At 70.7% G+C, this 25,149-nt stretch carries 25 protein-coding genes and 1 tRNA gene; 11 read left to right on the top strand and 15 right to left on the bottom strand.

Going from position 1 to position 25,149, the window contains the following annotated elements; translation table 11 throughout:
* Nucleotides 1–24 precede the first annotated feature (24 nt).
* The 3 genes from SALPAC4_RS0114290 (at nt 25) to SALPAC4_RS0114280 (ending at nt 1,816) form a co-directional block, all read left to right on the top strand.
* Nucleotides 25–435: an HIT family protein gene (locus SALPAC4_RS0114290; protein ID WP_019870909.1), complete on the top strand. Its 411-nt coding sequence runs from the start codon at nt 25–27 to the stop codon at nt 433–435.
* A gap of 116 nt (nt 436–551) precedes the next feature.
* Entirely contained in the window at nt 552–1,220 is a 669-nt protein-coding gene (msrA, locus tag SALPAC4_RS0114285) for a peptide-methionine (S)-S-oxide reductase MsrA (RefSeq protein ID WP_019870908.1), read from the top strand.
* A gap of 194 nt (nt 1,221–1,414) precedes the next feature.
* Entirely contained in the window at nt 1,415–1,816 is a 402-nt protein-coding gene (locus SALPAC4_RS0114280; protein ID WP_019870907.1) for a VOC family protein, read from the top strand.
* Nucleotides 1,817–1,864: 48 nt separating this feature from the next.
* On the opposite strand, the gene SALPAC4_RS0114275 is transcribed toward SALPAC4_RS0114280, so the two are convergent.
* On the bottom strand, nt 1,865–2,983 hold the full coding sequence (locus SALPAC4_RS0114275; RefSeq protein WP_223874758.1) for an aminoglycoside phosphotransferase family protein: 1,119 nt from the start codon (nt 2,981–2,983) through the stop codon (nt 1,865–1,867).
* A 448-nt stretch (nt 2,984–3,431) separates the two neighbouring features.
* Between SALPAC4_RS0114275 and SALPAC4_RS0114270 the strand changes: the two genes are divergently transcribed.
* The 5 genes from SALPAC4_RS0114270 (at nt 3,432) to SALPAC4_RS0114250 (ending at nt 10,072) form a co-directional block, all read left to right on the top strand.
* Entirely contained in the window at nt 3,432–5,216 is a 1,785-nt protein-coding gene (locus tag SALPAC4_RS0114270) for an N-acetylglutaminylglutamine amidotransferase (RefSeq protein ID WP_027644528.1), read from the top strand.
* A 2-nt stretch (nt 5,217–5,218) separates the two neighbouring features.
* The gene (ngg, locus tag SALPAC4_RS0114265; RefSeq protein WP_019870904.1) at nt 5,219–7,066 is read left to right on the top strand and encodes an N-acetylglutaminylglutamine synthetase; all 1,848 of its coding nucleotides are present in this window, start codon (nt 5,219–5,221) and stop codon (nt 7,064–7,066) included.
* Nucleotides 7,063–8,256, top strand: coding sequence for an osmoprotectant NAGGN system M42 family peptidase (locus SALPAC4_RS0114260; RefSeq protein ID WP_019870903.1), 1,194 nt, complete (start codon nt 7,063–7,065; stop codon nt 8,254–8,256). The genes ngg and SALPAC4_RS0114260 overlap by 4 nt, the downstream gene beginning before the upstream one ends.
* 380 nt (nt 8,257–8,636) lie before the next feature.
* The gene (locus SALPAC4_RS0114255) at nt 8,637–9,566 is read left to right on the top strand and encodes a ribonuclease Z (protein WP_027644527.1); all 930 of its coding nucleotides are present in this window, start codon (nt 8,637–8,639) and stop codon (nt 9,564–9,566) included.
* Nucleotides 9,563–10,072, top strand: coding sequence for a GNAT family N-acetyltransferase (locus tag SALPAC4_RS0114250; RefSeq protein WP_027644526.1), 510 nt, complete (start codon nt 9,563–9,565; stop codon nt 10,070–10,072). The genes SALPAC4_RS0114255 and SALPAC4_RS0114250 overlap by 4 nt, the downstream gene beginning before the upstream one ends.
* Before the next feature lie 80 nt (nt 10,073–10,152).
* On the opposite strand, the gene SALPAC4_RS0114245 is transcribed toward SALPAC4_RS0114250, so the two are convergent.
* Entirely contained in the window at nt 10,153–11,523 is a 1,371-nt protein-coding gene (locus tag SALPAC4_RS0114245) for a cystathionine beta-synthase (protein ID WP_019870900.1), read from the bottom strand.
* A gap of 82 nt (nt 11,524–11,605) precedes the next feature.
* Nucleotides 11,606–11,962, bottom strand: a complete 357-nt coding sequence (locus SALPAC4_RS0114240; protein ID WP_019870899.1) for a DUF1232 domain-containing protein — start codon at nt 11,960–11,962, stop codon at nt 11,606–11,608.
* 122 nt (nt 11,963–12,084) lie between these two features.
* On the opposite strand from SALPAC4_RS0114240, the gene SALPAC4_RS0114230 reads away from it, so the two are divergent.
* The 3 genes from SALPAC4_RS0114230 to SALPAC4_RS0114220 are packed head-to-tail and all read left to right on the top strand — an operon-like array spanning nt 12,085 to nt 15,300.
* Nucleotides 12,085–13,170, top strand: coding sequence for an SGNH/GDSL hydrolase family protein (locus tag SALPAC4_RS0114230; protein ID WP_019870898.1), 1,086 nt, complete (start codon nt 12,085–12,087; stop codon nt 13,168–13,170).
* Nucleotides 13,167–13,979: an SGNH/GDSL hydrolase family protein gene (locus tag SALPAC4_RS0114225; protein ID WP_019870897.1), complete on the top strand. Its 813-nt coding sequence runs from the start codon at nt 13,167–13,169 to the stop codon at nt 13,977–13,979. Before SALPAC4_RS0114230 ends, SALPAC4_RS0114225 begins: the two co-directional genes overlap by 4 nt.
* Nucleotides 13,980–14,037: 58 nt before the next feature.
* Nucleotides 14,038–15,300 carry an acetyl-CoA C-acetyltransferase gene (locus tag SALPAC4_RS0114220; RefSeq protein ID WP_019870896.1) on the top strand — a complete coding sequence of 421 codons (1,263 nt, stop codon included), beginning with the start codon at nt 14,038–14,040 and terminating at the stop codon, nt 15,298–15,300.
* Nucleotides 15,301–15,343: 43 nt separating this feature from the next.
* On the opposite strand, the gene SALPAC4_RS0114215 is transcribed toward SALPAC4_RS0114220, so the two are convergent.
* The 12 genes from SALPAC4_RS0114215 to SALPAC4_RS0114160 form a co-directional block, all read right to left on the bottom strand.
* Entirely contained in the window at nt 15,344–15,667 is a 324-nt protein-coding gene (locus SALPAC4_RS0114215; RefSeq protein WP_019870895.1) for a hypothetical protein, read from the bottom strand.
* A 167-nt stretch (nt 15,668–15,834) separates the two neighbouring features.
* Nucleotides 15,835–16,650 carry a Bax inhibitor-1/YccA family protein gene (locus tag SALPAC4_RS0114210; protein ID WP_018742042.1) on the bottom strand — a complete coding sequence of 272 codons (816 nt, stop codon included), beginning with the start codon at nt 16,648–16,650 and terminating at the stop codon, nt 15,835–15,837.
* Nucleotides 16,651–16,776: 126 nt separating this feature from the next.
* Nucleotides 16,777–16,857: transfer RNA gene (locus SALPAC4_RS0114205), tRNA-Leu, on the bottom strand.
* A gap of 149 nt (nt 16,858–17,006) precedes the next feature.
* Complete coding sequence (locus SALPAC4_RS0114200; RefSeq protein ID WP_027644524.1) at nt 17,007–18,332, bottom strand: NAD(P)/FAD-dependent oxidoreductase; 1,326 nt, start codon at nt 18,330–18,332, stop codon at nt 17,007–17,009.
* Nucleotides 18,333–18,430: 98 nt separating this feature from the next.
* Nucleotides 18,431–18,988: a hypothetical protein gene (locus SALPAC4_RS0114195; RefSeq protein WP_019870893.1), complete on the bottom strand. Its 558-nt coding sequence runs from the start codon at nt 18,986–18,988 to the stop codon at nt 18,431–18,433.
* 31 nt (nt 18,989–19,019) lie between these two features.
* Entirely contained in the window at nt 19,020–20,408 is a 1,389-nt protein-coding gene (locus SALPAC4_RS0114190) for a DUF58 domain-containing protein (protein ID WP_019870892.1), read from the bottom strand.
* Nucleotides 20,408–21,415, bottom strand: a complete 1,008-nt coding sequence (locus SALPAC4_RS0114185; RefSeq protein WP_018729603.1) for an AAA family ATPase — start codon at nt 21,413–21,415, stop codon at nt 20,408–20,410. Before SALPAC4_RS0114185 ends, SALPAC4_RS0114190 begins: the two co-directional genes overlap by 1 nt.
* Nucleotides 21,415–22,014, bottom strand: a complete 600-nt coding sequence (locus SALPAC4_RS0114180; RefSeq protein WP_019870891.1) for a hypothetical protein — start codon at nt 22,012–22,014, stop codon at nt 21,415–21,417. The genes SALPAC4_RS0114185 and SALPAC4_RS0114180 overlap by 1 nt, the downstream gene beginning before the upstream one ends.
* A 40-nt stretch (nt 22,015–22,054) precedes the next feature.
* Nucleotides 22,055–22,837: a DUF4129 domain-containing protein gene (locus tag SALPAC4_RS0114175; protein WP_019870890.1), complete on the bottom strand. Its 783-nt coding sequence runs from the start codon at nt 22,835–22,837 to the stop codon at nt 22,055–22,057.
* 18 nt (nt 22,838–22,855) lie between these two features.
* Nucleotides 22,856–23,626, bottom strand: coding sequence for a uracil-DNA glycosylase (locus tag SALPAC4_RS0114170; protein WP_033664933.1), 771 nt, complete (start codon nt 23,624–23,626; stop codon nt 22,856–22,858).
* 37 nt (nt 23,627–23,663) lie between these two features.
* Nucleotides 23,664–24,350, bottom strand: a complete 687-nt coding sequence (locus SALPAC4_RS0114165; RefSeq protein WP_019870888.1) for a dienelactone hydrolase family protein — start codon at nt 24,348–24,350, stop codon at nt 23,664–23,666.
* 199 nt (nt 24,351–24,549) lie between these two features.
* Nucleotides 24,550–25,041 carry an LppU/SCO3897 family protein gene (locus SALPAC4_RS0114160; protein ID WP_027644523.1) on the bottom strand — a complete coding sequence of 164 codons (492 nt, stop codon included), beginning with the start codon at nt 25,039–25,041 and terminating at the stop codon, nt 24,550–24,552.
* Between the last annotated feature and the right edge of the window lie 108 nt (nt 25,042–25,149).

The following is a 25,149-nucleotide window of genomic DNA, read 5'->3' as shown; positions in this document are numbered from 1 at the left end:
CCCTGCCGAGGGATGAGCGGATGCGTGTTCTGCGGGATCGTGGCGGGCGAGGTCCCGGCGTTCCGGGTCGTGGACGAGCCGGGCGGGGTGGCCTTCCTGGACACCCGGCCGGTGTTCAAGGGACACCTGCTCGTGGTGCCGCGTCCCCACCTGGTCACGCTGGCGGACCTGCCGGCGGAGGCGCTGCCGGGCTACTTCGGGTTGGTCCGCCGACTCGCCGTAGCGGTTGAGGCCGGGCTGGGTGCGGGCGGCACGTTCGTGGCGATGAACAACAAGGTGTCGCAATCGGTCCCCCACCTGCACACCCATGTGGTGCCGCGGACGAAGGGCGACGGGCTGCGCGGCTTCTTCTGGCCCCGCACCCACTACCGGGACGACGCCGAGGCGGCCGACCACGCCGACCGGATCCGCGCGGCCCTGCCGGATCACGCCTGAGCGCCGCCGTCACGGGCGAGGAAGCCGCCGTCACAGGCAAGGAAGCCCCCGTCGCGGGTAAGGAAGCAGGGCCGGCCGGCGTTGCAGCCGGGGAAGGGTATGAGAGGAGTCCCATCGTGTTCCTGCGCCGTACCAAGGCCCAGCTGATCACCCCGGAGGAGGCCCTGCCCGGCCGCCCGGTCGCGACACCGGTCACCGACCCGCACGAGGTGTTGGGCACCCCGCTGGCGGGCCCGTTCCCTGAGGGAACCGAGATCGCCGTCTTCGGGATGGGTTGTTTCTGGGGCGCCGAGCGGCTGTTCTGGACGCTGCCCGGCGTGTTCACCACCTCGGTGGGCTACGCGGGCGGCTACACGCCGAATCCGTCGTACGACGAGGTCTGCTCCGGCCGGACCGGGCACGCCGAGGTCGTCCAGGTCAGCTACGACCCGACGAAGATCACATACGAGGACCTGTTGAAGGTCTTCTGGGAGAACCATGACCCGACCCAGGGCATGCGGCAGGGCAACGACATGGGCAGCCAGTACCGATCGGCGATCTACACGACCACCGAGGAGCAGCTGACCACCGCGCTGGCGTCCCGCGACGCGTTCGCACCGGTCGTGGCCCGCGCCGGCAAGGGCGAGATCACCACAGAGATCAGCCCCCTCGGCGACTACTACCTCGCCGAGGGATACCACCAGCAGTACCTCGCTCCGACCAAGAATCCCGGCGGCTACTGCAACCACGGCCCGACCGGGCTCAGCTTCTGCGCCCCTTCCGAGCAACCGGCAAACCGAGACTGACCAGGTAAGCACGCAGGCGGGGCCGCGGCGGACGCCCGGCCCCGCCTGCGTTCCAACTGTGCGTCCCTGAGGTTGCCCAACTCCGTGGCAACGGCATGAACGGTCTGGCGAGAGCCCCGTGGTGACCGAACCCGGGCAGCGCGAACGGCGGCCGGCGGATACGTTAAGGCGCGTTGTCACGACGAGTGGGGGGTATGTTGGTGAGCGACCAGCGGCAGCAGGGCTACCGGTTGAACGGGCTGCACCACACGCAGTTGGCCATCCCGCCGGAGTCGGAGCCGACCGTGCGAGAGTTCTACGGCGGTGTGCTGGGCATGGCCGAGCTAGCCAAGCCGCCAGTCCTCGCCACCCGCGGTGGTTGCTGGTTCCGCTCCGGCGGGCTCGAGATCCACCTCGGCGTGGAGTTGGATTTCCGGCCGGCCCGCAAGGCGCACCCGGGAATCCTGGTGAATGACATCGACGCCTTGGCCAAGCGCCTCGGCGAGCATGGGATCGAGGTCGACTGGGACGACAACTTCCCCGGGCACCGTCGGTTCTACGCCCACGACCCACTGGGCAACCGGCTCGAGTTCCTGGAGCCGGAGCAGCCCGCCTAGCCTGGAACCGGCGCGGCGACCGCGGCACCAGGTCCCCGTGGTACCGGCCTAGCGTGATCCGGCGACGCGTGCCCAGTCGGCGATGAGCGTGACCAGGCCCGCTACCCGCTTGACCACCAGTTCGGCGGACTCGTCCTGGCTGTAGTTCGACGACCCGACGTCGTTGCTGACCGCCCGGCCGAGCACGGCGGGACCAAACCAGCTGAACTTCGCGGCGCCACACGCGCCGACCGCGACGCGGACCGCGTCCTCGGAGCCGGACCAGCCACCGTCCCGCAAGCCCTTGAGGTAGCCGTCGACACAGCCCTCCGCGATCTCCGGTAGCAGGTCCGGATCCATCAGGCCGTCGGTGAAGCTGTCCAGGATGAGGTTGGAGATGTCCTCGCCGACCGCTCCCTCTCCGGCGAACGCCCAGTCGAGCAGCACCGACCTGCCGCCCACGTCGATGAGGTTGGCGGGCCAGACATCGAGGTGGCACAACGTACGCTCGACGCCCTGTGCGACCGCGAGCGTCTGGTTGCGCTCGGCCCACAGCCGACGCAGGCGCTGCCGCACCGGGTCGGGCCAGAACGCGACGTCCGGATGACCCCAATCGGAGTCCTCGATGTTCACCGACAGCGGCGGCCCATCGGCGAGGTACTGCCGCAGCCAACCGCGCGAGAGCCAGGGCAGGTCCGGCACCCGCCCGGTCCACCGCGCCTGGCCCGCGCCGAGTTCGTAGGCGAACCGGGCAATACGGCTAGGCGACCATTCGAAACCACCGCTGCCGGGGACGTAGTCCAGCCAGAGTTCGACCAGGCCGTCGGCGCGTACGTTGGTCTCCAGCATTTCCGGCCCGCTGACGCCGGCCTCGGCGTAGGCAGTCGAGGTCAAGCCTTCCGCATAGGCCAGCGACTCCCGCCGCCAGTAGTTCCAGTGCGTCGGCTCGGTGGAGGTCGGCCAGAAGCCGGTGTAGCCGGGCGCACCCGGCCGGTAGATCTTCAACACGGCTTGACCGGCCGCCCCCCGCACCCGCCAGATCCCGTAGGTCGCGGCATTTCCTCTGTTGTGCCGCAGCTCCTCGACCTCCAGGACCGGCAGACCGACCCGGCCGGGAACGTGCTGGACAGCGAGCGAATCTCCCGCGTCGATGTTCAACCTTCGCCCGGAATGTACGGTATAACCCATCGACAGCCCCCATCAGTCGGATCGCGACGGGCCACGGCGGCGGCTCCCTGCCGAGCGGCGAAGGATGTCCACCGAGCCCGATGTCCGTCGCGGATCCTAAACCTCGCTGTCGCCTCGGCCAGATACCAACAGACACGGCGCAAGCCTCACCCCGATCTGACCCATTTATCCGATTTGACCCATTCCTGCCGCCAGCCGAGGGCGGGGCCGATGGGTCACTCGCGCCGACGACCCGCCCGCCACATCGCATTCCATAAATGGGTCGATCATCACATCGGGTGACGGCGACAGATCCTCACAGAGTGACCACGCGCGCCACGAACCGCCACCCTCAACCCCAGGAACCGTCACTCTGCGCAGTGGGGGACGGGAATTCTAGCAACCCTTTTACACGACCGTCATAGTCTCAACAGGCTAATCGCAATATCCTCTGGCAGCATGGGCCGACATGTGCGGACTTGCGGGAGAGTTTCGCCGTGATGGTTCCCGGGCCGACGTGGCCACGGTGGAGCGCATGGCGGCCACGATGAGTGACCGAGGGCCGGACGACAGCGGGGTGTGGGCACAGGGAGCGATCGCCCTGGGGCACCGCCGCTTGAAGATCATCGACCTCTCGGCCGCCAGCGGCCAGCCCGTCGTGGACGCGACCGCCGGCCTGACCGGCGTCTTCAACGGCTGCATCTACAACTACCGGGAACTACGGACAGAGCTGCAGGCCAAGGGGCACCACTTCTTCTCCTCCGGAGACAGCGAGGTGGTGGTCAAGGCGTACGCCGAGTGGGGCCTTGACTTCGTCGACCACCTCGTCGGCATGTTCGCCGTGGCGATCACCGAGCGGGACACCGGCCGACTCGTGCTGGCCCGGGACCGGCTCGGCATCAAGCCGCTCTACCTGGCCGAGTCGCCGGGCGTGGTCCGCTTCGCCAGCACCCTGCCGGCGCTACTGGCCGGCGGCGGCGTCAACACCGAGATCGACCCGGTCGCGCTGGCGCACTACCTGAGCTTCCACAGCATCGTGCCGCCCCCGCGCACCATCCTGCGCGGGGTGGCCAAGCTTCCCCCGGCCACCGTCCGGGTCTACGAGCCGGACGGCCGCAGCCACGAGCGGGTCTACTGGAATCCGTCCTTCACCCGGAACCCCGACCGCGCCGGCTGGTCGGCCCAGGACTGGCAGGACGCCCTGCTGGGCTCACTGACCACCGCCGTACGGCGACGAATGGTCGCCGACGTACCGGTCGGCGTGCTGCTCTCCGGCGGCTTGGACTCGAGCCTGGTGGTGGCCCTGCTCGCCGGGGAGGGGCAGCGCGGCCTCTCCACCTTCTCCATCGGCTTCGACTCGGTCGGGGGCCGGGAGGGCGACGAATTCCGCTACTCGGACCTGGTGGCGAAGACCTTCGACACCGACCACCACCAGATCCGCGTCCCGTCGCAGGACCTGGTGCCGCCGCTGGAGGCGGCGGTCGCCGCGATGAGCGAGCCGATGGTCAGCCATGACTGCGTCGCGTTCTACCTGCTCAGTCAGGAGGTGGCCCGTCACGTCAAGGTCGTCCAGTCCGGTCAGGGCGCGGACGAGATCCTGGGCGGCTACCACTGGTACCCGCCGCTGGCGCAGGTCGCACGGGAGGAGGCGCTCGAGACGTACGCCCGGGCGTTCTTCGACCGGGACGCCGCCGGGCTGGCGCACGTACTCAACCCGGCCTGGCTGGCCGACGGTGACCCGGCACGCGAGTTCGTCGCCGCCCACCTGGCCCAGGCCGGGGCGCAGACCGCGGTCGACGCCGGCCTGCGGATCGACACGCAGATCATGCTGACCGACGACCCGGTGAAGCGGGTCGACAACATGACCATGGCACACGGGCTGGAGGCCCGGGTCCCGTTCCTCGACCACGAATTCGTGGAGCTCGCCGCGACCTGCCCGCCGGAGCTGAAGCTGGCCCAGGGCGGCAAGGGCGTGCTCAAGGAGATCGGCCGGCGGGTCCTGCCACACGAGGTCATCGACCGACCGAAGGGCTACTTCCCGGTTCCGGGCCTCACCCACCTGGAGGGCAAGCTCCTCGACCGGGTCCGCGACGCGCTCTCGGCGCCGGAGGCTCGTCGTCGAGGGCTGTACCGCACCGACTACGTCAACGCGCTGCTCGACGACCCGAACGCCGAACTGACCCCGTTGAACGGAAACAAACTGTGGCAACTCGGACTCCTGGAAATGTGGCTCCAGAACCACGGAATCGGTTGACCATGTCGGGGAGCCTCGCGACCGGGGTAGCGCTGGCAGATCAGGTACGGGGCCGTAGTCGTCGGTTCGAGCGGGTCGGCCCCGGCGGCGACCCGGTGGCCTCCGCGGCCACCACAGCCAGCCCGGCCGTCGCACCCGTGGCGGAGCACGTCGCCGACGCGCCCGCCGCGGGCGTCGTGCTGGACTGCGGCTGGGGCCGGTTAGTATTCGGCCAGACCTACGCCGACCAGGCCGACGTCGCCGACGTGTTGCGCTCGGAGGCGGCCGGCGCCCGGGACATCTGCATCTACCTGGACGATCCGCACGTACTCGTCTCCCGGCTGCCGGACGAGCTGTTCATCGACCCGTCGCTGACCTTCCGGCTGCCGCTGCACGGCGAAGGCCTCGCTGCCCCGGAAATCCCCGGCCTGCGGATCCGGCCGCTGCGGGACGCGCAGGACGCCGAGGACGTCAATCGGATCTACGCGGCCAACGGCATGGTGACCGCACCGGTAGAGGTACTCGTCAGCAACGCCGCCACCGACAGTTTCCTGCACCTGGTCGCCGAGAACGCGACCGGCGAGATCGTCGGCACCATCACCGGGGTGGACCACGTCGCCGTCTTTGACGACCCGGACGGCGGTGCCAGCCTCTGGTGCCTGACCGTGGACTTCAACGCCGCACCGCCCGGCACCGGCCAGGCGCTCATCACTGAGCTGGCGGCCCGATTGGTCAATCGGGGACGGGCGTACGTGGACCTCTCGGTGCTCGCCGAGAACGAGGGCGCGATCCGGCTCTATGAGCGGCTCGGTTTCTACCGCGTCACCGCGCTCTGCGTGAAGCGGAAAAACCCGATCAACGAGCGCCTCTTCCTCCCCGCCATGCCGGAGGGATACGACGAGCTCAACCCGTACGCGCAGATCGTCGCCGACGAGGCGATGCGCCGGGGCATCCGGGTGGAGGTGACCGATCCGAACTGGGGTGAGCTGCGGCTGACCAGCGGCGGCCGGACGATCCTCACCCGCGAGTCGCTCTCCGAGCTGACCTCGGCGGTGGCGATGAGCCGCTGTGACGACAAGCGGGTCACCCGCCGGATCCTCGCCCAGGCCGGGCTCTCCGTGCCGCAGGGCCGGACGGCCACCGGGGACGCGGCCGACACCGCCTTCCTGGCCGAAGCCGGCGAGTTGGTCGTGAAGCCGGCCCGGGGCGAGCAGGGCAAGGGGATCACCGTCGGGGTACGCACCGCCGAAGCCCTGCGGACGGCCGTCGAACTGGCCGCCCGGTACTGCCCGGAGGTGCTGCTCGAGGAGTTGCGCGCCGGTGAGGATCTGCGCGTCATCATGATCGATCATGAGGTGGTAGCGGCCGCGGTGCGCCGACCAGCGTCGATCATCGGCGACGGGGTGCACGACATCACTGAGCTGATCAAGCGGCAGAGCCGCCGTCGGGCCGCCGCGACCGGCGGCGAGTCCCGAATCCCCCTGGACGAGATGACCCGCGAGGTGGTCGCCGAAGCCGGGTACGCCCTCGCCGACATCCTGCCCGAGGGCGAGTTGCTGGTCGTCCGCCGGACCGCCAACCTGCACACCGGGGGCACGATCCACGATGTCACCGCGGAGCTGCATCCAGAGATCGCCGAGGCGTGCGTGGCCGCGAGTAGGGCGCTCGACATCCCGGTGACCGGGCTGGACCTGTTGGTGCCCGCCGCGGAGCACCCCGAGCATGTCTTCATCGAGGCGAACGAGCGCCCTGGCCTGGCCAACCACGAGCCGCAGCCGACCGCCGAACGCTTCGTCGACCTACTCTTCCCCGGGACGCGGGCCCCGCAGCGCCTCTGGTCCCCGGCCGGTGCGGCAAGCTCTGGAGTATGACCCCGACCCAGCCCGTACCCCTCCCGCTCGACCTCGACTACCTACGCCACGTCCTGGTGGAGCTACTGGAGATCCCGAGCCCGTCCGGGCGCACCGACCACGTACAGCAGTACGTGGGCGAGCGGTTGGCGGCGCTCGGGATCCCGTCCACGCTGACCCGACGTGGCGCGCTCAGCGCCTACCTGCCGGGCCCCCGGACGACTGGGGCCGACCGGGCGATCGTGGTGCACACCGATGTCATCGGTGGGATGGTGAAGCGGCTCAAGGAGAACGGGCGGCTGGAGCTCCAGCCGATCGGGACGCACAGCGCACGTTTCGCCGAGGGCGCCCACGTACGGGTCTTCACCGACGACCTGGATCGGTTGGTCACCGGTCAGGTGCTGCCGCTGAAGGCCAGTGGGCATCGCTACAACGACGCGGTGGACTCCCAGGGCATCGGCTGGGAGCTGGTCGAGGTCCGGGTGGACGAACCGGTGGACGATGCCGCCGGCCTCCGCGCACTGGGAGTGGACGTGGGCGACTTCGTGGCGCTCCTGCCTAACCCGCAGGTCACTGCGGCCGGGTACGTGAAGTCCCGCCATCTGGACGACAAGGCGGGGGTGGCGGCGGTGCTGACCGCCTGCAAGGCGTTGGTTGATGCCGGGGTCACCCCGGCGGTCAGTGCCCACCTGTTGATCACTGTCACCGAGGAGATCGGCCACGGCGCCTCCCACGGGCTGGACCCGGATGTGGCCGAGATCGTCTCGGTGGACGCCGCGGTGGTCGCGCCCGGACAGCAGTCCCGGGAGAACGCGGCGACCCTGGCGATGGGCGACGGGGTAGGCCCGTTCGACTACCACCTGACCCGCAATCTGGCGGCGATCGCCCGGGAGAACGACGTCGACCTGGTCCGCGACGTCTTCGACAACTACCGTTCGGACGTCGCGGCGGCGGTCGAGGCCGGTGCGCACGCCCGGGTGGCACTGCTCGGGTTCGGGGTGGACGCCACGCACGGCCATGAGCGCACCCATCTGGACGGGCTGCGCCACCTGACCCAGCTGCTCTGCCTCTACCTCCAGAGCGACCTGGTCTTCCCGGAGTGGGATGCGGAGCCCGCGGGTGAACTCGCGAAGTTCCCGTCGCTGGCCGTGCAGCCCGCGCAGGAGGACGGACCGCGCGAGGGCCCGATCGGCCTGCACGGCCTCACCTGAGCACACCTACGCCCGGCGGGACCAGCACCCGGGCGGCTATCGCGAATCTGATCCGCCTCCAGCCCGGGCTTGTGATCGAAATCCGTTGCCTGGGGCACAGCGCTGTGGATAGCGTGACGGTACACGGGAAAGGAGGTGGTCCAGACTTGTATAGCAATCGGACTCGTGAGGTGGCTGCCCGCTAGCCGCTGTCCTCGACAGTCGTCCACCCCGCCGGGTGGGCAGGAAAGATCGTCGAGACCGTGTGGCAGCGGTGCGGCGAATCCATGACAGCCACCCGACCCCCGGGGTGCCGGCCCAGTCCAGCCGGCCCGCGCATCAGCGCGGAAGCCCCGGGGGTCGTTCTATCCCCAGCAGCGCGGGTGCGACAGGAGGGCGGCGTGTCGATGCGGGAACTGGTGGTGCTCGGGACGGCCAGCCAGACGCCGACCCGCACCCGAAACCACAACGGGTACGTCCTGCGCTGGGACGACGAGGTAATCCTCTTCGATCCGGGGGAGGGCAGCCAGCGGCAGCTGCTGTACAGCACGGTGACCGCCACCGACCTGACCCGGATCTGTGTCACGCACTTCCACGGTGATCACTGTCTCGGGCTTCCCGGCACCATTCAGCGGCTCTCCCTGGACCGGGTGCCGCACCCGGTCGCGGTCCACTTTCCGGCTGGCGGTGCCGAGTACTTCGCCCGGCTGCGGCACGCTTCGAGTTTTTACGAGACCGCCGAACTGGCCGTCGCGCCGATCGATACCGACGGGCAGCAGATCGCGCTCCGCAGCGGCACGCTGGAGGCCCGCCGGCTCCGACACCCCGTCGAGACCTACGGATACCGGATCATTGAGCCGGACGGGTACCGGATGCTGCCGGAGCGGCTCTCCGCCCAGGGGATCACCGGCCCAGCCATCGGCGAGCTGCTGCGCGTCGGCCACCTCGACGTGGCGGGACGCCGCGTCACCCGGGAGCAGATGAGCGTGCCGCGGCCCGGCCAGCGGTTCGCGTTCGTGATGGACACCGGCCTCTGCGACGCGGTGTACGCCCTCGCCGACAATGCTGACCTCCTGGTCATCGAGGCCACCTTCCTGGCCTCGGAGGCCGCGCTCGCCGCCGAGGTTGGGCACCTCACCGCGGGGCAGGCGGCGCGGGTCGCCACCGAGTGCGGGGTACGCCGCCTCGTGCTCACCCACTTCTCCCAGCGCTACCCGGACCTGGACCGCTTTGCCGCCGAGGCCCGGGAGCACTTCACGGGTGAACTGGTGGTCGCCGAGGACCTGACGACCGTGCCGGTACCACCCCGGCGGGTACCCTCGGCCAGGTGACTGTCACGCTCCGTCCTGGGACGGTGGACGACCTGATCGCGGTCGGGGCGCTGCACCAACGTTCCCGAGTCGCCGCCTACGCGCCTTTCCTGAGCACCGAGACGCTGGCCGAGCCGACGCCGACGGCGTTGGGACAGTACTGGCGGGAACGCTGGAGTCACGAGCGCGCCGACCACGTGCTGACCGTGGCGGAACGGGATGGCCACCTGGTCGGCTTCAGTTACCTTGGCCCGGACGACCAGGGTGACCCCGCCACCGGGCTACTCCACGCGGTCTACCTGGAGCCGGCAGAGCGGGGCCGCGGGCTGGGCCGGATGCTGGAGGCCGACGCCCTGGCCGAGATGCGCTCCCGTGGCTGGCGGGTCGCGGCCCTCTGGGTGTTACGGCAGAACGGACCGGCCCGCCGCTTCTACGAGCGGGACGGGTGGCGGCCAACCGGCGTCACCCAGGAGGAAGTAATCGGCTCAACTCCCACCGTGCTGCTCCGCTACCGGCGGGAGTTGTAGCTCCGGCTGGCGAGGTGCCCGGCAGGGCCCCGGCCCACGCCCAGGTCGGCGAGGGCCCTGCCGGGTTGATCCAGCGTCCGTCAGCGGGAACCGAGGTGGGCGAGCAGGTCCTGCCGGGTGAGAACCCCCTTCGGCTTGCCGTCGATCAGCACCAGAGCGGCGTCGGACTTCTCCAGCAGGGCCACCGCCTCGCTGACCGGCTGCCCACCACCGATCATCGGCAGTGGCGCGGCCATGTGCCGCTCGATGGTGTCGTGCAGCTGCGCCTGGCCGGTGAAGAGCGCATCGAGCAGGTCCCGCTCCGCGACCGACCCGGCCACCTCGCCGGTTACCACCGGCGGTTCAGCCTTCAGCACCGGCAGCTGGGAGACGCCGTACTCGCGCAGGTAGTCGATCGCGTCCCGCACCGTCTCGGTCGGGTGCACGTGCACCAGCTCCGGCAACCCACCCGGCTTGCTGGCGAGGGTCTCGGCGATGGTCGGCTCGTTGCCAGAGTTGTCCAGGAAGCCGTACCGGGCCATCCACGAGTCGTTGAAGATCTTGGACAGGTAGCCCCGCCCCCCGTCCGGCAGCAGTACCACGACCACGTCGTCCGGACCGGCCGCACGGGCCACCTCCAGCCCCGCGACCACCGCCATCCCGCAGGAGCCACCGACCAGCAGCCCCTCGGTCCGGGCCAACCTACGGGTCATCTCGAACGACGCCTTGTCGGAGACCTCAACGATCCCGTCGGCGATCTCCCGGTCGTAGGTCTCCGGCCAGAAGTCCTCACCGACCCCCTCAACCAGGTACGGCCGCCCGGTGCCGCCGGAGTAGACCGACCCCTCCGGGTCAGCGCCGATCACCTTGACCCGCCCCGCCGACGCCTCCTTCAGGTAGCGCCCGATACCGGAGATCGTGCCACCGGTGCCCACCCCCGCGACGAAGTGGGTGATCCGACCCTCGGTCTGCGCCCACAGCTCCGGACCGGTGGTCTCGTAGTGGGAGCGGGGGTTCGCCGGGTGGGCGTACTGGTTGGGCTTCCAGGCACCGGGGATCTCCCGGGCCAGGCGATCGGAGACGTTGTAGTAGGAGCGTGGATCCGCGGGCGCGACAGCGGTCGGGCAGACGACCACCTCGGCGCCGTAGGCACGCAGCACGTCCTGCTTGTCCTGGCTGACCTTGTCCGGGCAGACGAAGACGCACCGGTAGCCCTTGAGCTGGGCCACCAGCGCCAGCCCGACCCCGGTGTTGCCGCTGGTCGGCTCGACGATCGTGCCGCCCGGCCGGAGGATCCCCGCCTGTTCGGCGTCCTCCACCATGCGCAGGGCAATCCGATCCTTGACCGATCCGCCGGGATTGACGTACTCCACCTTCACCAGCACGGTGGCCTGGATGCCCTCGGTCACGTTGCGCAGGCGTACCAGCGGGGTGTTGCCGATCAACTCGACGACGTTGTCGTAGTACTGCACCTGGTTGTGCCCTTCTCCTCCGGTGCCGCCGGGTGGGCGGCCGGGCAGACGAATACGGATGTCGCGCTCAGCCTACGTCCCGTCAGCCCGCCATCTCGCCCGGGACGACCGAAGCCTGGCGCGCCTCCCACTCCAGGAACCGCTCGGTCTCGGCGAGTACGCTGCCGGCGAGCCAGGTGACCATGACCGCGTCGTCGGCCAGCCCGAGCAGCGCCAGGCCAAGCTCCGGCAGCAGGTCAACCGGAGAGACGATGTACGCCGTGGCGGCGGTCATCAGCGCCAGCCGAAGGCCCCCGTCATACCGCCCCCGGACGGTCGCCAGGATCATCCGGGGCAGCGCCGCCACCCGCGTCCCGAGACCGGGCCCACCTCGTACGCCGACCACGAGCGCCCGGGCCAACGCGAGAAACGCCGCCCGTCGGTGCAGTGTCTTCCCCATCTCCTCACTCCTTCCCAATGCCAGCGTGCCGCGCCGGCACAAGCCGGGCCAGTGCCAGTTCCTGGTGGCAGGGAGCCGGCACGGCGCGGGTGTCCGGTGACGGGTTCGCGTAATGTCGGTGCATGGGGGTCGCTGATTCCGTTGTCCCGGCCGGTCCACGCTGGCAGGTCGCGTGGCGCGTCACCCGACTGGTCGTGCTCGGCGCCGGCGCCACGGCCGCCGCGGCGGCTACCGCCGGCGGTGTCCTGATCGGCCAGGCCCGGCAGGCGCGGCGAAGCATCCCACCAGCGGAGGCACCACCGCCGCGCTGCGATGGAGTCTACGGGGCAAAGCTGCCCGGCCCAGCGGTCACCATGGTCGTACTGGGCGACTCCTGCGCTGCCGGCTACGGCGTGCACCGCCGCCGCGAAACACCGGGGGCGCTGCTCGCCACCGGCGTTTCCCGCCGGCTACACCGACCGGTCCGGCTGCACCGGTTCGCCGTGGTGGGGGCGCTCTCCGCCGTGCTGCGCCACCAGGTCGAGGCGGCGCTCGAAGCCCGACCCGATGTCGCCGTCATCCTGATCGGCGGTAACGATGTCACCAATCGCACCCCGCCCGCCGTGGCCGTGCGTTACCTGATCGAGGCGGTGACCACGCTTCGCGCCGCCGGCTGTGCGGTGGTCGTCGGCACCTGCCCGGACCTGGGGGCGATCCGCCCCATCCAGCCGCCGCTGCGCTGGCTGGCCCGCCGTTGGAGTCGCCAGCTCGCCGCCGCCCAGACGGTCGCTGTGGTCGAGGCCGGCGGCGCGACAGTCTCCCTCGGCGACCTGCTCGGTCCCCGGTTCACGGCGGAGCCGGCCCGAATGTTCGCGTGGGACCGATTCCACCCGTCGGCTGAGGGCTACGCGATGGCCGTGGCAGCGTTGCTGCCGACCGTCCTCTCCGCCCTCGGGGCAGGGCCGGAGCGCGGGGCTTCGCCATCGCGGACCCGAGGCGTACGGTCACTGCCGGAGGCCGCCCAGGAGGCGGCGCGGCACGCGGGGACCGAGGTCAGCGGCGCCCAGGTTCGGGGCCGCGATCGCGGCCCGGCGGGTCGGTGGGCGCAGCTACGCCGACGGGCCTTCTTCGGTGCCGTGCCCCAGTCCGACCCAGCGGTGGACGCACCCCACAGTGGAGAGGATGGCATGCAGGAGCGGAGCAGTGAGCACGGGGCGGTGGCACCGTGACCTACCGCTTCCGCCCGGGCTTCTCCCGCCGGCTCGGGCGGGCCGCGGCCGGCTACTTCACCGCCGCGGTGGTGGGGGGCGCCGCCCTCCTGGCTGGACAGGCCTTCGCCGCCCGACATCGACGTTACGCCCAACCCGAGCTGGGGCTGGCCCTGCAGGCCACGGTCGGCCAGGCCGACGCTCCCCCGCTGCGGCTCGTGCTCCTCGGGGACTCGTCCGCACTCGGAGTCGGGGTGAGCCGGCTACCGGAGACCGTCGGTGGGCAGCTGGCCTACCTGCTCGCTGAGGGGTCGCCCGGGCAACTGGTCCACCTCTCCAGCGTGGGCGTCTCGGGCTCCCGCTCGGCGGATCTGGCCACCCAGGTCGCTCGGGCGCTGCTCGGGGAACGACCCGATGTGGCGGTGATCCTGATTGGCGCGAACGACGCCACCGCCCTGCGCTGGTCGGCCGACGCCGCCGCCTACCTCGGGGCCGCCGTGCGCCGGCTCCGAGCGGCGCGGGTCGAGGTCGTGGTCGGGACGTGCCCTGACCTCGGGGCGGTACGCGCGATCGCACCCCCGCTACGGCACCTGGTCGGCTGGTCCGGTCGGCGGATGGCGCGCGCCCAGACCCTCGCGGTACTCACCGCCGGCGGGACGGTGGTGGATCTCGCCACTGAGGCCGGTCCGGTCTTCCGGGCCGACGCCGGCACGTTCTGCCAGGACGGCTTCCACCCGTCTGCCGACGGGTACCGGGTGTGGGCGCACGCTCTCTTCCCGGCGGTGGCCGCTGCCACGACGATGGCGGCTCGGCACGGTCGGCCGCGGTGACATTTCCCGGGTCCGGCACGGCTTCCGCCCGATGTTACTGACCGGTTAGGTTTGGCCCATGCCGATTGAGTCGTCCCGCGATGCTGTCATCGTCGCCACCGCCCGCTCCCCCATCGGCCGGGCCCGCAAGGGGTCCCTGCGCGAGCTCCGCCCGGATGACCTCACCGCCACCATCGTGCAGGCCGCCCTCGACAAGATCCCCCAGCTCGACCCGAGCGAAATCGACGATCTGTACCTGGGTTGTGGTCTTCCCGGCGGTGAGCAGGGCTTCAACCTGGCCCGCGTGGTCGCCACCCTGATGGGGCACGACGACCTGCCCGGAGCCACCCTGACCCGCTACTGCGCGTCGTCCCTGCAGACCACGCGGATGGCGATGCACGCGATCCGGGCAGGCGAGGGTGACATCTTCGTCTCCGCCGGCGTCGAGACCGTCTCCCGGTACGCCCGGGGCACCTCCGACGGTCTGCCGCCGGAGGCACAGGCGCTCGTCGGTGGGGGCTGGGAGAACCCCCGCTTCAGCGCCGCGCGGGAGCGTTCAACGGCGCGCGCCAAGGGCGGAGCCGAGGCATGGACGGACCCGCGGGACACCGGCGACCTGCCCGACATCTACCTGGCCATGGGGCAGACCGCGGAGAACCTGGCCCAGATTCACGGCATCACGCGGGCCGAGATGGACGAGTTCGGCGTGCGCAGCCAGAACCGCGCCGAGCAGGCGATCGCCGCCGGGTTCTGGGCTCGGGAGATCACCCCGGTGACCACCCCGGACGGCACCGTGGTCAGCGCCGACGACGGCCCCCGACCCGGTGTCACCCGCTCCGCCGTCTCCCAGCTGGATCCGGTCTTCCGACCCGACGGCCGAATCACCGCCGGCAACTGCTGCCCCCTCAACGACGGCGCCGCCGCCGTAGTGATCATGAGCGCGCAGCGGGCGAGCGAACTCGGGGTAACCCCCCTGGCGCGAATCGTCTCGACCGGCGTGACCGCGCTCTCGCCGGAGATCATGGGGCTCGGCCCGGTCGAGGCATCGAAACAGGCCTTGAAGCGGGCTGGGATGACCATTGACGACGTGGACCTGGTGGAAATCAACGAGGCCTTCGCCGCGCAGGTGATCCCCTCCTACCGGCAGTTGGGCATAGCAGAGGAGAAGCTGAACGTGATGGGCGGCGCCATCGCCGTCGGTCACCCATTCGGCATGACCGGCGCGCGGATCACCGGCACCCTGCTCAACGCCCTACAGTGGCACGACGCCACGTTCGGCCTGGAGACGATGTGTGTCGGCGGCGGCCAGGGCATGGCCATGCTGATCGAACGTTTGAACTGAGGTTCCGGGGGCCGGCCCGCTGCGGGCCGGCCCCCGCTGCCCCTCAGAGGGCCACGCGGGTCGCCGTGACCGCGCTGGTGGCCTGCGCCAGCGCCGCATCCGAGGCCGTTGCGGCAAGCAGATCGGCCACCACCACCCGCAGTTGGTCCGGCAGGGCAAGGTCGTGGTCGAGTCGGGGCACGACCCGGCGGGGCCGCGCCTCGGCGTCGGCGGCCAGATCCGCGAGCTCCTGCACGAGCCGGTGCACGAGGTCGGCCCGGGAGACATCTCCACCGGCAGCACTCGCGGCCCACCGTGGCGGTTGCCAGTGCCCCACCTGTCGCACGATCAGCTCCACCGTCCGCCTCAAGTCCCCGGCCTGGTCCACGGCGCCGAGTTTACGCCGGAACCGTCGGTGGCCTGCCCGTCAACAGCGCCGACCGACGTCGTCGCCGGCGGGCCGGCACCGCGGAGCAGCCGGCCCCCGATCGTCAGCTGGAAACGGCGATGCCCGGCCGCTTACGCAGGCCGGGCATCGCCGTTTCGCGGAGACGATCAGTCGTCACCCTGGAAGTAGCTCAACAGCCGAAGGATCTCGATGTAGAGCCAGATGAGGCTCACCAGGATGCCGAAGGCGGCGACCCAGGAGTAGCGCTGCGGCAGCCCCATCCGGACGCCGTCCTCGACCTCCTTGAAGCTCAGCACGAAGCTGAGCGCCGCCACGACGATGACGACGAGGCTGAACCCGATCGCCAGCGGGCTGCCGTCGCGCAGCCCGGTGTTGATGCCGAAGAGCGACAACACCAGGTTGATCATGATGACCGCGAAGAGGCCGGCCATCACCGCGACCATGCCCTTGACGAACTTCGGGGTGGCCCGGATGGCCTTGGCCCGGTAGAGCATCGCCATCAGGAAGAAGACGCCGAAGGTGGCCACGACCGCTTGGAGCACGATGCCGTCGTAGAGCGTCTCGAAGTACTTGCTGACGGCACCAACAAGCACGCCTTCGACGACGGCGTACGCGACGACCAGCGCCGGGTTCGCCATCCGCGAGAACGAAATAATCAGGCCGAGCACCAGGCCGACCATTGCGGCGCCGATCCACGCGACGCCGAGCAGCGCCTCCGGGATCATCACCCACGCGGCAGCGGCGACCACGCCGAGGATGCCGAGTAGGCTGACCGTCTTCACCACCACGTCGTCAACCGTCATGGTGTTGACGGCCGGCGGCGCGGCCGGGTAGCCGGCCTGCGTCGGGTATTGCTGGGGGTAGCCGGGCTGTCCGTACGGCCCGGTCGGGGCGTACCCGGTGGCCCGCTCACGCTCGGCCGCCTGGCCGAGCCGGGCGAGCACCGGGTTCGAGGTCTTCACTGTCAGGCCTCCCTCAGGGGGTCGTTGCACGTCAACGTGCAGCTACAAGGATAAACGGCCAAGCGGATTCGTGGAGATCGCACAGTGCCGGTGTTGGACGATGCCCCGACGGCGGCTGACCGCAGGTGCCCGGGGCGGGGATCGAACCCGCACGCCTTTCGGCAGCCGCTTTTAAGGCGGCCGTGTCTGCCATTCCACCACCCGGGCGGGTGACACCGACACGCCGACACGCGACGGTGCAGTGCCACCGTAACCGGTCTGCGGCCCGCAGGCGTACCCGCAGTCCCGGGCGCCCGGGCTCCGCCTGGCCCGTCGCGGCGCCGCGCCACGCCACCGGCCGAGCCCTACACCCCTGGTCAGCGGGGGCTGACCGGCTGCGATGCCTCAACGAACTCCTCGCGCGGATCATGCAGCTGGCCGAGAGCGACAGCCTCACGCTTGAGGAAGAACGCCAACGTCCAGTCCGCGACCACTCGGACCTTTCGGTTCAGCGAGGGGATCCGGCTCATGTGATAGGTCCGGTGCATGAACCAGGCGGGCAGGCCCTTCATCTTGATGCCATACACCTGCGCCACCCCCTTGTACAGGCCGAGGCTGGCGACGCTGCCGGCGTGCTGGTGCTGGTAGGGCACCGGCTCCCGGCCCCGGATCACGTTGACGATGTTGTCGGCCATCCGGTTCGCCTGACGCACCGCGTGCTGGGCGCTCGGCGAGCAGTAGCTGCCGGGCTCCTTCGTCAGATCCGGCACCGCGGCGCAGTCCCCGGCGCTCCAGGCGTCCGCCACCACCTGATCACCGTTGACGACCTGCAGCGTGGGCTGGCAGGTGACCCGCCCCCGCTCATCGCGGGGGAAGTCGGTCGAGTCCAGCATCGGCGAGGGCTTCACCCCGGCCGTCCAGACGATCGTGTCGGCCGGGAAACTGTCGCCGTCCGAGAGCTTCACCAGCCCGTCAACGCAGGACTCCAGCCGGGTACCCAACCGAATGTCCATCCTGCGCCGGAGGAGTTGCCGCACCGTGTAGGCACCCATGTCCGGATCGACCTCGGGCAGCACCCGCTGCGTCGCCTCCACGAGCACCCACCGCATGTCGTCCGGGTTCAGCTCCGGGTAGTACCGCAGCGCGCTCCGGGTCATGTCCTCCATCTCGGCGAGCGCTTCGATGCCGGCGTAACCCCCGCCGACGAAGACGAACGTCAGAGCCCGCTGGCGCAGCGCCGGATCCAGCGTGGCCGCGGCGACATCGAGCCGATCCAGCACATGGTTGCGCAGGTAGATCGCCTCGCCGATGGTCTTGAAGCCGATGCCGCACTCGTGCAGCCCGGGAATCGGCAGCGTCCGGGAGACCGAACCGGGGGCGATGACCACCTGGTCGTACCGGATCTCGCGGGTCGGACCGGCGATCGGCTGGACCAACGCGGTCTTGGTGGCGTGGTCGATCTGAGTGACCGCGCCCACGACGACGGTGCATCGGCGCAGCTCCCGCCGCAACGGCACCACGGAGTGCCGGGGCGAGATACTGCCCGCCGCCGCCTCTGGGAGGAACGGCTGATAGGTCATGTGGGGCTGCGGGTCAACGACGATAACCTCGGCCTCCCGCGGGCCGAGCTTCTTCGACAGCCGCAGCGCCGCGTAGAGCCCGACGTGTCCGGCACCCACCACAAGGATCCGCTTCGGATTCACGCCTCTATCTTCCGCGGCGACCCAGCGAAATCCCCGGCTACGGGGGCCGTTGTGACTGAACACAAGTCCTGACCCCACCTAAGCCGGACATACCACCCTCAGCGTCGACGGAGTAGCCATCCCAAGAACACAGTCACCAGTACCGCTACCACCAGCCCGGCCACCGTCACCACCTGTAATCCCTGCTCTCCGCCGAGCCCAGCCAGCTCAACCAGGAGCACGCCCAGCACCGCCGTGCCGAGCAGCACGGCGACCGCCCGCAGCAGCCAGCGCAGAACCAGGACCGGATCCACCACCGCGTCGTATGGCAACACGGCCACGAGCGCGCAGAGGGTGTGGCTGAGATAGAGCGCCGCCGCCACGGCGAGCAACCGCCAGAGCGCGACCGGCCGACCGTAGCCATCAATGGCCAACACCCATCCGCCCACGGTCAGCAGGGCGACAACGGTCGGCCAGATCCGCCGTGGCCCCACCGCCGGCAACAGCGCCACCACCGGCGCCACCAGCAGCTGGCCCCGCAGGACCTCCACCGGAAACGCGAGCACCAGCCCGACCAGCGCACTGAGGAAAATGCCCGCCCGGAGCAGCAACGGCAGCAGCGTGATCCGGGTCATCGCGCGTCGGGCCGCGTGGATCCGGGTGACCACGGCGCTCATCGCGGCCCGCCCTCGGCCCGGGTCAGCCGGCTCACCGGGCCCCCGCTCTCGGCGCAGCCGCCAGCCGGGCCACGTCCCGCAGCACCTCATCCAAGCTGCCCGCGCCGGCCCACCGCACCACCGGCACGCCGTGCTCCCGCAACTGGCGCAGCATCGTGTCCCGATCAAGCCGCCACAACCGGTGCGCCGCCTCCGACCAACGCCGCTCCCGCGACGGAGCCAAATCAGCGGGGAGCGTGTCCACCGCCACGACGAAGCGCCCCGACCAGGCCAGGCGGGCCAGCATCTGGGCGGATCGTTCGTCCAACAACGGCGTGAGCACCACCACCAACGCATCCGAGGAGAGCAGCTGCGCTCCGAAGACCGAGTCGTACAGCTCGTGTGGGGAGGACTGGGGATGTACGTCGAGCAACCACTCCAGCACCATCAGGTAGTGGCGACGGCCGGTGGCCGGACGCAGCCGGCGGCCCGCCGGACCGTACTCCAGCATCGACACCCGGTCCCCCCGGTGCAGGTAGTGCTCCGCGATCGCCGCAGCGGCCCGAACCGTCGTGTCCAGCACCGAGGCAGTGCCCCCGGCACCGCCGGAGCGGCCCGCCTCGGCGAGCACGTCGAGCAGCAGTACCACCTCGGCGTCCCGGTCGGAGAGGGTGGCCGCGACGTGCAACTGCCGGGCCCGCAGCGAGACCCGCCAGTCCACCCGACGCAGCCGGTCACCGGGGCCGAAGACCCGTACGCCGGCCAGCTCACCGCCTTCGCCGGGGCGGCGCGAATGGTGCGCGCCGACCAGGCCCGCCGCGCGGGGCATCGCCTCCACCGCGTCGAAGGGATCGGTCACCGGGTAGGTACTGACCGAGACCGCCTCGGCCACCACCGTGCGGGAGACCAGTAGTCCGAGCGCGGCGCAGGCCTGAACGCCGACGGGTCCCAGCGGATGTCGTCCCCAGCGACGAACGGTACCGACGAGGTCCACCTCGACCAGGGCACCAGCCGGCAAGGAGCTCGCCAAGGGACGGTCAACGACCGACTGCCCGCCGTGCGATGCGGCGGTCGCCGCCGTACCGGCGATGCTCACCCGGTCGACCCGCAACCAACGCGACGCTCGGCTCCGCAGCAGCGCGAGGTCGTAGTCGACCGGTTCCGGATTACCGACGGTGACCTGCCCGGAAAGCTCGCCCCCCTCCACCAGGTTTCCCTCGGCGACGGCGATCTGGACCCGCGGCAACGCGGCGGGCCGACGGCGCAGGGCGTACGCGGTGCCGATCGCGAACGGGGCGGCCAACACGACCAGGTCAACCCGCCCGAACAGCACGCCGGCGATCAGGAGCAGACCGGTCAGGAGCACCGCCCGGCCGAACGCCCAGGTCGGCGTCCAGCCACCGGTTCGCTCCGGCGGTGACGGCGCGGTGGACGAGGTCATCAGCGGACGGGCAGGCCGGTGGCGTAGCTGGGCAGCGCACCGCTGGCCGGAGCCGGGGTGTCCGCCAGCACCTCGTCAACAACGACCGCCGGAGCGACCCGACGCAGCCACAGCTCCGGGCGGAGCGTGATCCGGTGTGCCAGCGCCGGCACCGCCACCTCCTTGACATCCTCCGGCACCACGTAGTCCCGCCCGGCCATCACCGCGCGGACCCGGGCCAGCAGCAGCAACGCCAGCGAGCCACGCGGGGAGGCACCGACCAGCACCGAGGGGTGCTCCCGGGTAGCCCCGGTAAGCGCGACCAGGTATTGACCGATCGAGTCCTCCACCACCACGTCCTCCAGCGCGGCCTGCATCGCGCGCAGGGTCGCGGCGTTCACCACCGGCTTGATCTCCGCCTCCTCACGACGGCGGGAAATCCGGCGGCGCAGCACCTCCCACTCCTCGCCGGGCTCGGGATAGCCGAAGGAGACCCGCAGCAGAAAGCGGTCCAGCTGGGCCTCGGGCAACGGGTACGTGCCCTCGTACTCGACCGGGTTGGCGGTCGCGAGCACATGGAACGGCTCGTCGAGCCGGTAGGTGACGCCCTCCACCGAGACCTGCTTCTCCTGCATCGCCTCCAGCAGCGCGGACTGGGTCTTCGGCGGCGTGCGGTTGATCTCGTCGGCGAGGAGCAGGTTGGTGAAGACCGGCCCGGCGCGGAACGCGAAGTCCCCACTGCGCTGGTTGTAGAGGAAAGAGCCGGTGACGTCGGCGGGCAGCAGGTCCGGAGTGAACTGGAGGCGCCGGAAGTCGAGTCCGAGGGCCTGGGCGAAGGACCGGGCAGTCAACGTCTTACCCAGCCCGGGTAGGTCTTCGAGCAACACGTGCCCGCCGGCCAGAATCCCGGCGAGGACCAGCTCCAGCGCCTCCCGCTTCCCGACCACAACCTCACCGACCGCGTCCAACACCGCGTGGGCAAGGTGGCCGACCTCCGTGGCGGGTAGCTTCCGGTCCACGTCGTTCATCACAGTTTCTCCAGTTCGGCGACGATCGCCGCGAGCTCGCGGGGTGGCGGCGGGCGGCGAGGCGGGTGCTCCAGGAAGGTCGAAAGCCGATCACCGAGCAGTACGCGGGCGCGGGCGGGGTCCGACCCGCGGGTCACCCCGTGCCGTAGCCGGATCCGTTCGTCGGCCAACTCCCCGAGTCGGGGCAGGATGGTCCCGTTGAATCGCTCCGCCCGGTTGGCCGCCCAGCCCAGCGGATTCTCCCAGCTGTTGATCGCCGCGCGCAGCGCGTCGTGTTGGTCGCCACCACTCGCGTGGAGCTCGGCCGGGTCGTGCAGGGCCAGGTGGACGGGAGGCGACGCAGGTGGTGGACGGAGCGCTCGGACAACCTGGCGTACCACGAAGAGCGCGAGTACGGCAGCGACCAATACCGGGAGCGACATCTGGAGCCCGGCCGCGCGTAGACCGGCAACCACAACGACCACCACGGCCGCGGCGCCAGCAAGATTACGCAGCAACAGGCGCAGCGGTCCGCCGCGAGCCGAATCCCGGTGCGGGCTCCGCTGCGGCCTCCGCTCCTCCTCGGCGCTGAGCAGGTCGTCGATGCTGGTGCCACTCACCGTGACACCTCCTCGTACCGGGTCCGGAGCCGTCGGTTGGTCACGCCGGCTCCTTCCCGCTCGTGCCGGCCAGAGCGGTCAGCTCCCCACGGAGCCGGCGCAACGCGGCCCGAGCCTGGTCCCGGGTACGCTCGTCCACTGGCCGGGTAGCGTAGCGCGCCTCCCGGTAGACATGTGCGAACTCGGCCAGCACGTCGGCGCTGGCGATCGCGGGTACGCCGGCGCCCGGATCGCCCTGTAGGAGGCGAACCACCAGCTCGGTGGGAGTGTCCCCAGCCAGTTTGCGGACCCCGGCACCGGCGGCGGCCTCCTCCAGGCGAACCCAGCAGGCGATAACCACCGTACGCGGATCGGTGCTGGTGTCGTCGAGGTCAACCAGGCCGGCGTCGAGCGCGGCGACGACCTCCCGGGCCGTGCCTTCCGCCGTACGCGGGATCCGGCGCTCGGAGCTGCGCCGCGTGCTTCGACGCAGCACACTGCGTAGGAGCGTCCCGACCAGGAGGCCAGCGACGGCCAACCCGGCCACCCCGAGCAGCGCAAGGAGCGCGGTTCGCCACCAGTCGGGACGCTGTTGGCTGGTCAGCTCACCCGCGTCGCGTGGCTCCACCGGGATCGATTCGAGCGGCTCGGCCGTCGGGTACTCCGGGACGAATGGCAGTTGTTCGGCCGCGGGCGGGATGCGGCTCGCCCCGAGTGACGAGTGGGCGGCTGCGGCGGTAGCGGCGGCCAACAGGAGCAGCACCGCTGCGACCGGCCACCACCGGCGCAGGAAACCGCTATCGGCGGGAACCAAGGGTGCGGATCGGTGCGTCCGGTCCGTCATCCCAGTTCCCCGCAGCCCTCACTCCACCCCGGCCAGTCGCTTCGCCCGGGCGAACACGTCGTCCAGCATCCCTGGTGTCAGCCGCCCGGTAAAAGTGTTCTGCTGGCTGACGTGGTAGCAGCCGAGCAGATCCGGTGCGGCGCTCCCGGACCAGTGTGCCCCATGCGTGAAAGCGGGTCGCGGGCTGGGCGGGGGCATCCCGTAGACCCGGTGCAGCGTCGGCCACCACGCGGCCCAGGCGAAGGCGCCCAGCGCGACCACAACCCGCAGGTTCGGCCGGAGCAACGCGACTTCGCGGTGCAGCCACGGCTGGCAGGTGTCACGCTCGCCCGGGGTGGGCTTGTTGGCCGGAGGCGCGCAGCGCACTGCCGCGAGGACCCGGGTGTGGCGCAGGACCAACCCGTCGTCGGCGGCGATACTGGTCGCCTGGTTGGCCAGCCCGGCCCGGTGCAGGGCGGCGAAGAGGACATCGCCGGAACGGTCGCCGGTGAAGACCCGGCCGGTCCGGTTGCCGCCGTGTGCGGCCGGCGCGAGGCCGAGAAGGGCGATGCGGGCCCTCGGGTCGCCGAAGCCGGGCACGGGTCGCCCCCAGTACTCCTGCTCCCGGAAAGCCGCGCGTCGAGTACGGGCCACCTCCTCCCGCCACTCGACGAGGCGGGGGCAGGCGAAGCAGTCGCTGATCGCCGCGTCGAGTGCGGTGAGGCTGGTCGCCCCCGCCGCGGCCCCGGCGACCTGCGCCGCGGTACGCGAGCCGGCGGCATCCGCGCGTACCGGCTGCCCGCGCCGAATCCCGGCGGGTGTTCCGCCGGGATACGTCGATCCGTGGTCAGCCAAGTTTCGCCCGAAAGAGTTCCAGGGTGCGGGCCCACGCCGTGGCGGCGGCCCGCTGGTCAAAGTTCTCCGGCCGGTCCTCGTTGAAGAAGGCGTGCGCGGTGCCGGGGTAGTCGTAGGTCTGACAGGCGCCGCCGCCGGTCTCGATTGCCCGACGAACGAACTGTACTCCCGGGTCGGCCGAGGTGCCGTCGGCCTCGCAGCAGTGGATGGCGGCGGCCTTGCCCGCGTACTCCGGCCACTCCGGGCGCATCCCCTCCCCGGGCAGCCGGGGGTAGAAAGCCGAGGTCGCCACGATCCGCTCGGTCCGGGCAACGGACCAAAGCGCCAGGCTGGCTCCGGCACAGAAGCCGACACAACCGATCTTGCCGGCGACCTCCGGCCGACCCGCGAGGTAGTCGGCCGCGGCGGCCACATTCGCCGCGGCGGCGTCCAACTGCCCGCTGTTGAGCAGTTGCCGGGGTTCCTCCGGCTTGTTGGCCGGACCGCCACGCCGCAGGTCCGGGGCGAGGGCGACGAAGCCGGCCTCAGCGAAGCGGTCAACGACCGCTCGAACGTGCGATGCCAGGCCCCACCAGTCCTGGATCACAATGACCGCCGGGCTGGCCGTACCGCCGGGCGGCACCACGAGATACCCCCCGCCCGTACCACCGTTGCACCGGTACGTCACCATGTCGCCCATCGGCCGTCCTCCTAGCGGTCAGTCATCGTTGGCTGGTCGCCCAGTGGTCCTACGTGCCGGTAGCCTGCCACGCCAGGCGAGCCCCCGGGAAGACGCCGGAGAAGTGGCGTTCACCTCCCGGACACCGATCGATGACCCAGGTACGGCGACGGCGGCGCGGTTGAAACCGCGCCGCCGTCGCCGTACTCCCGTACGCCGCTCAGGAGTTGGTGGTCAGGCAGAGCAGATAGCCCGTCTTGCCCGGAGTGATGTTGCTGAAGATGTAGTACTCCTCGTTCTCCTGGAAGTACTGGTCACACGCTTCGCCGGACTTGGCCTGCTCCTCGGTCTGATCCTCGACTCGACCGACCACCTTGTACGTCGCCTCAGCCGAGGCACAGTCGACGACCTTGCCTCCGTCGACCTCCTCCAGCTCCTCGCCGATAGTCGCGGGTAGTTCGGCGATGCAGTCACCAGCCTTGGCTTCCGCGGTCTCGTCTGTCCCACCGAGCACCGCGCCGAGGCCGAACTTGAGGCCCGCGACCACCAGGAACGCGACGATCGCGCCGACGATGCCGAAGACCTTCTTGCGACCGGACTTCCGAGCCGGCTCTGGGGCTGGGGCGCCGGCCTGGGGCACACCGGTGGGCGGCTGCATGCCCGCCGGCTGCGGGACGTCGGGGTTGGCGGGGGGTACGACCTGCTCCGGCACGGATTTTCCTTCCAGGGGTTAATAGTGCGGAGGAAACCGTAAACGATCAACAACTCGCTTAATGCCCCGCGGCCTCATCCTTTCGGTCACTTCCGTCGCTACTAAATG

This window comes from Salinispora oceanensis, from assembly GCF_000383575.1.
Classification (GTDB): domain Bacteria; phylum Actinomycetota; class Actinomycetes; order Mycobacteriales; family Micromonosporaceae; genus Micromonospora; species Micromonospora oceanensis.
This window is presented reverse-complemented; position numbering and strand designations above follow the sequence as displayed.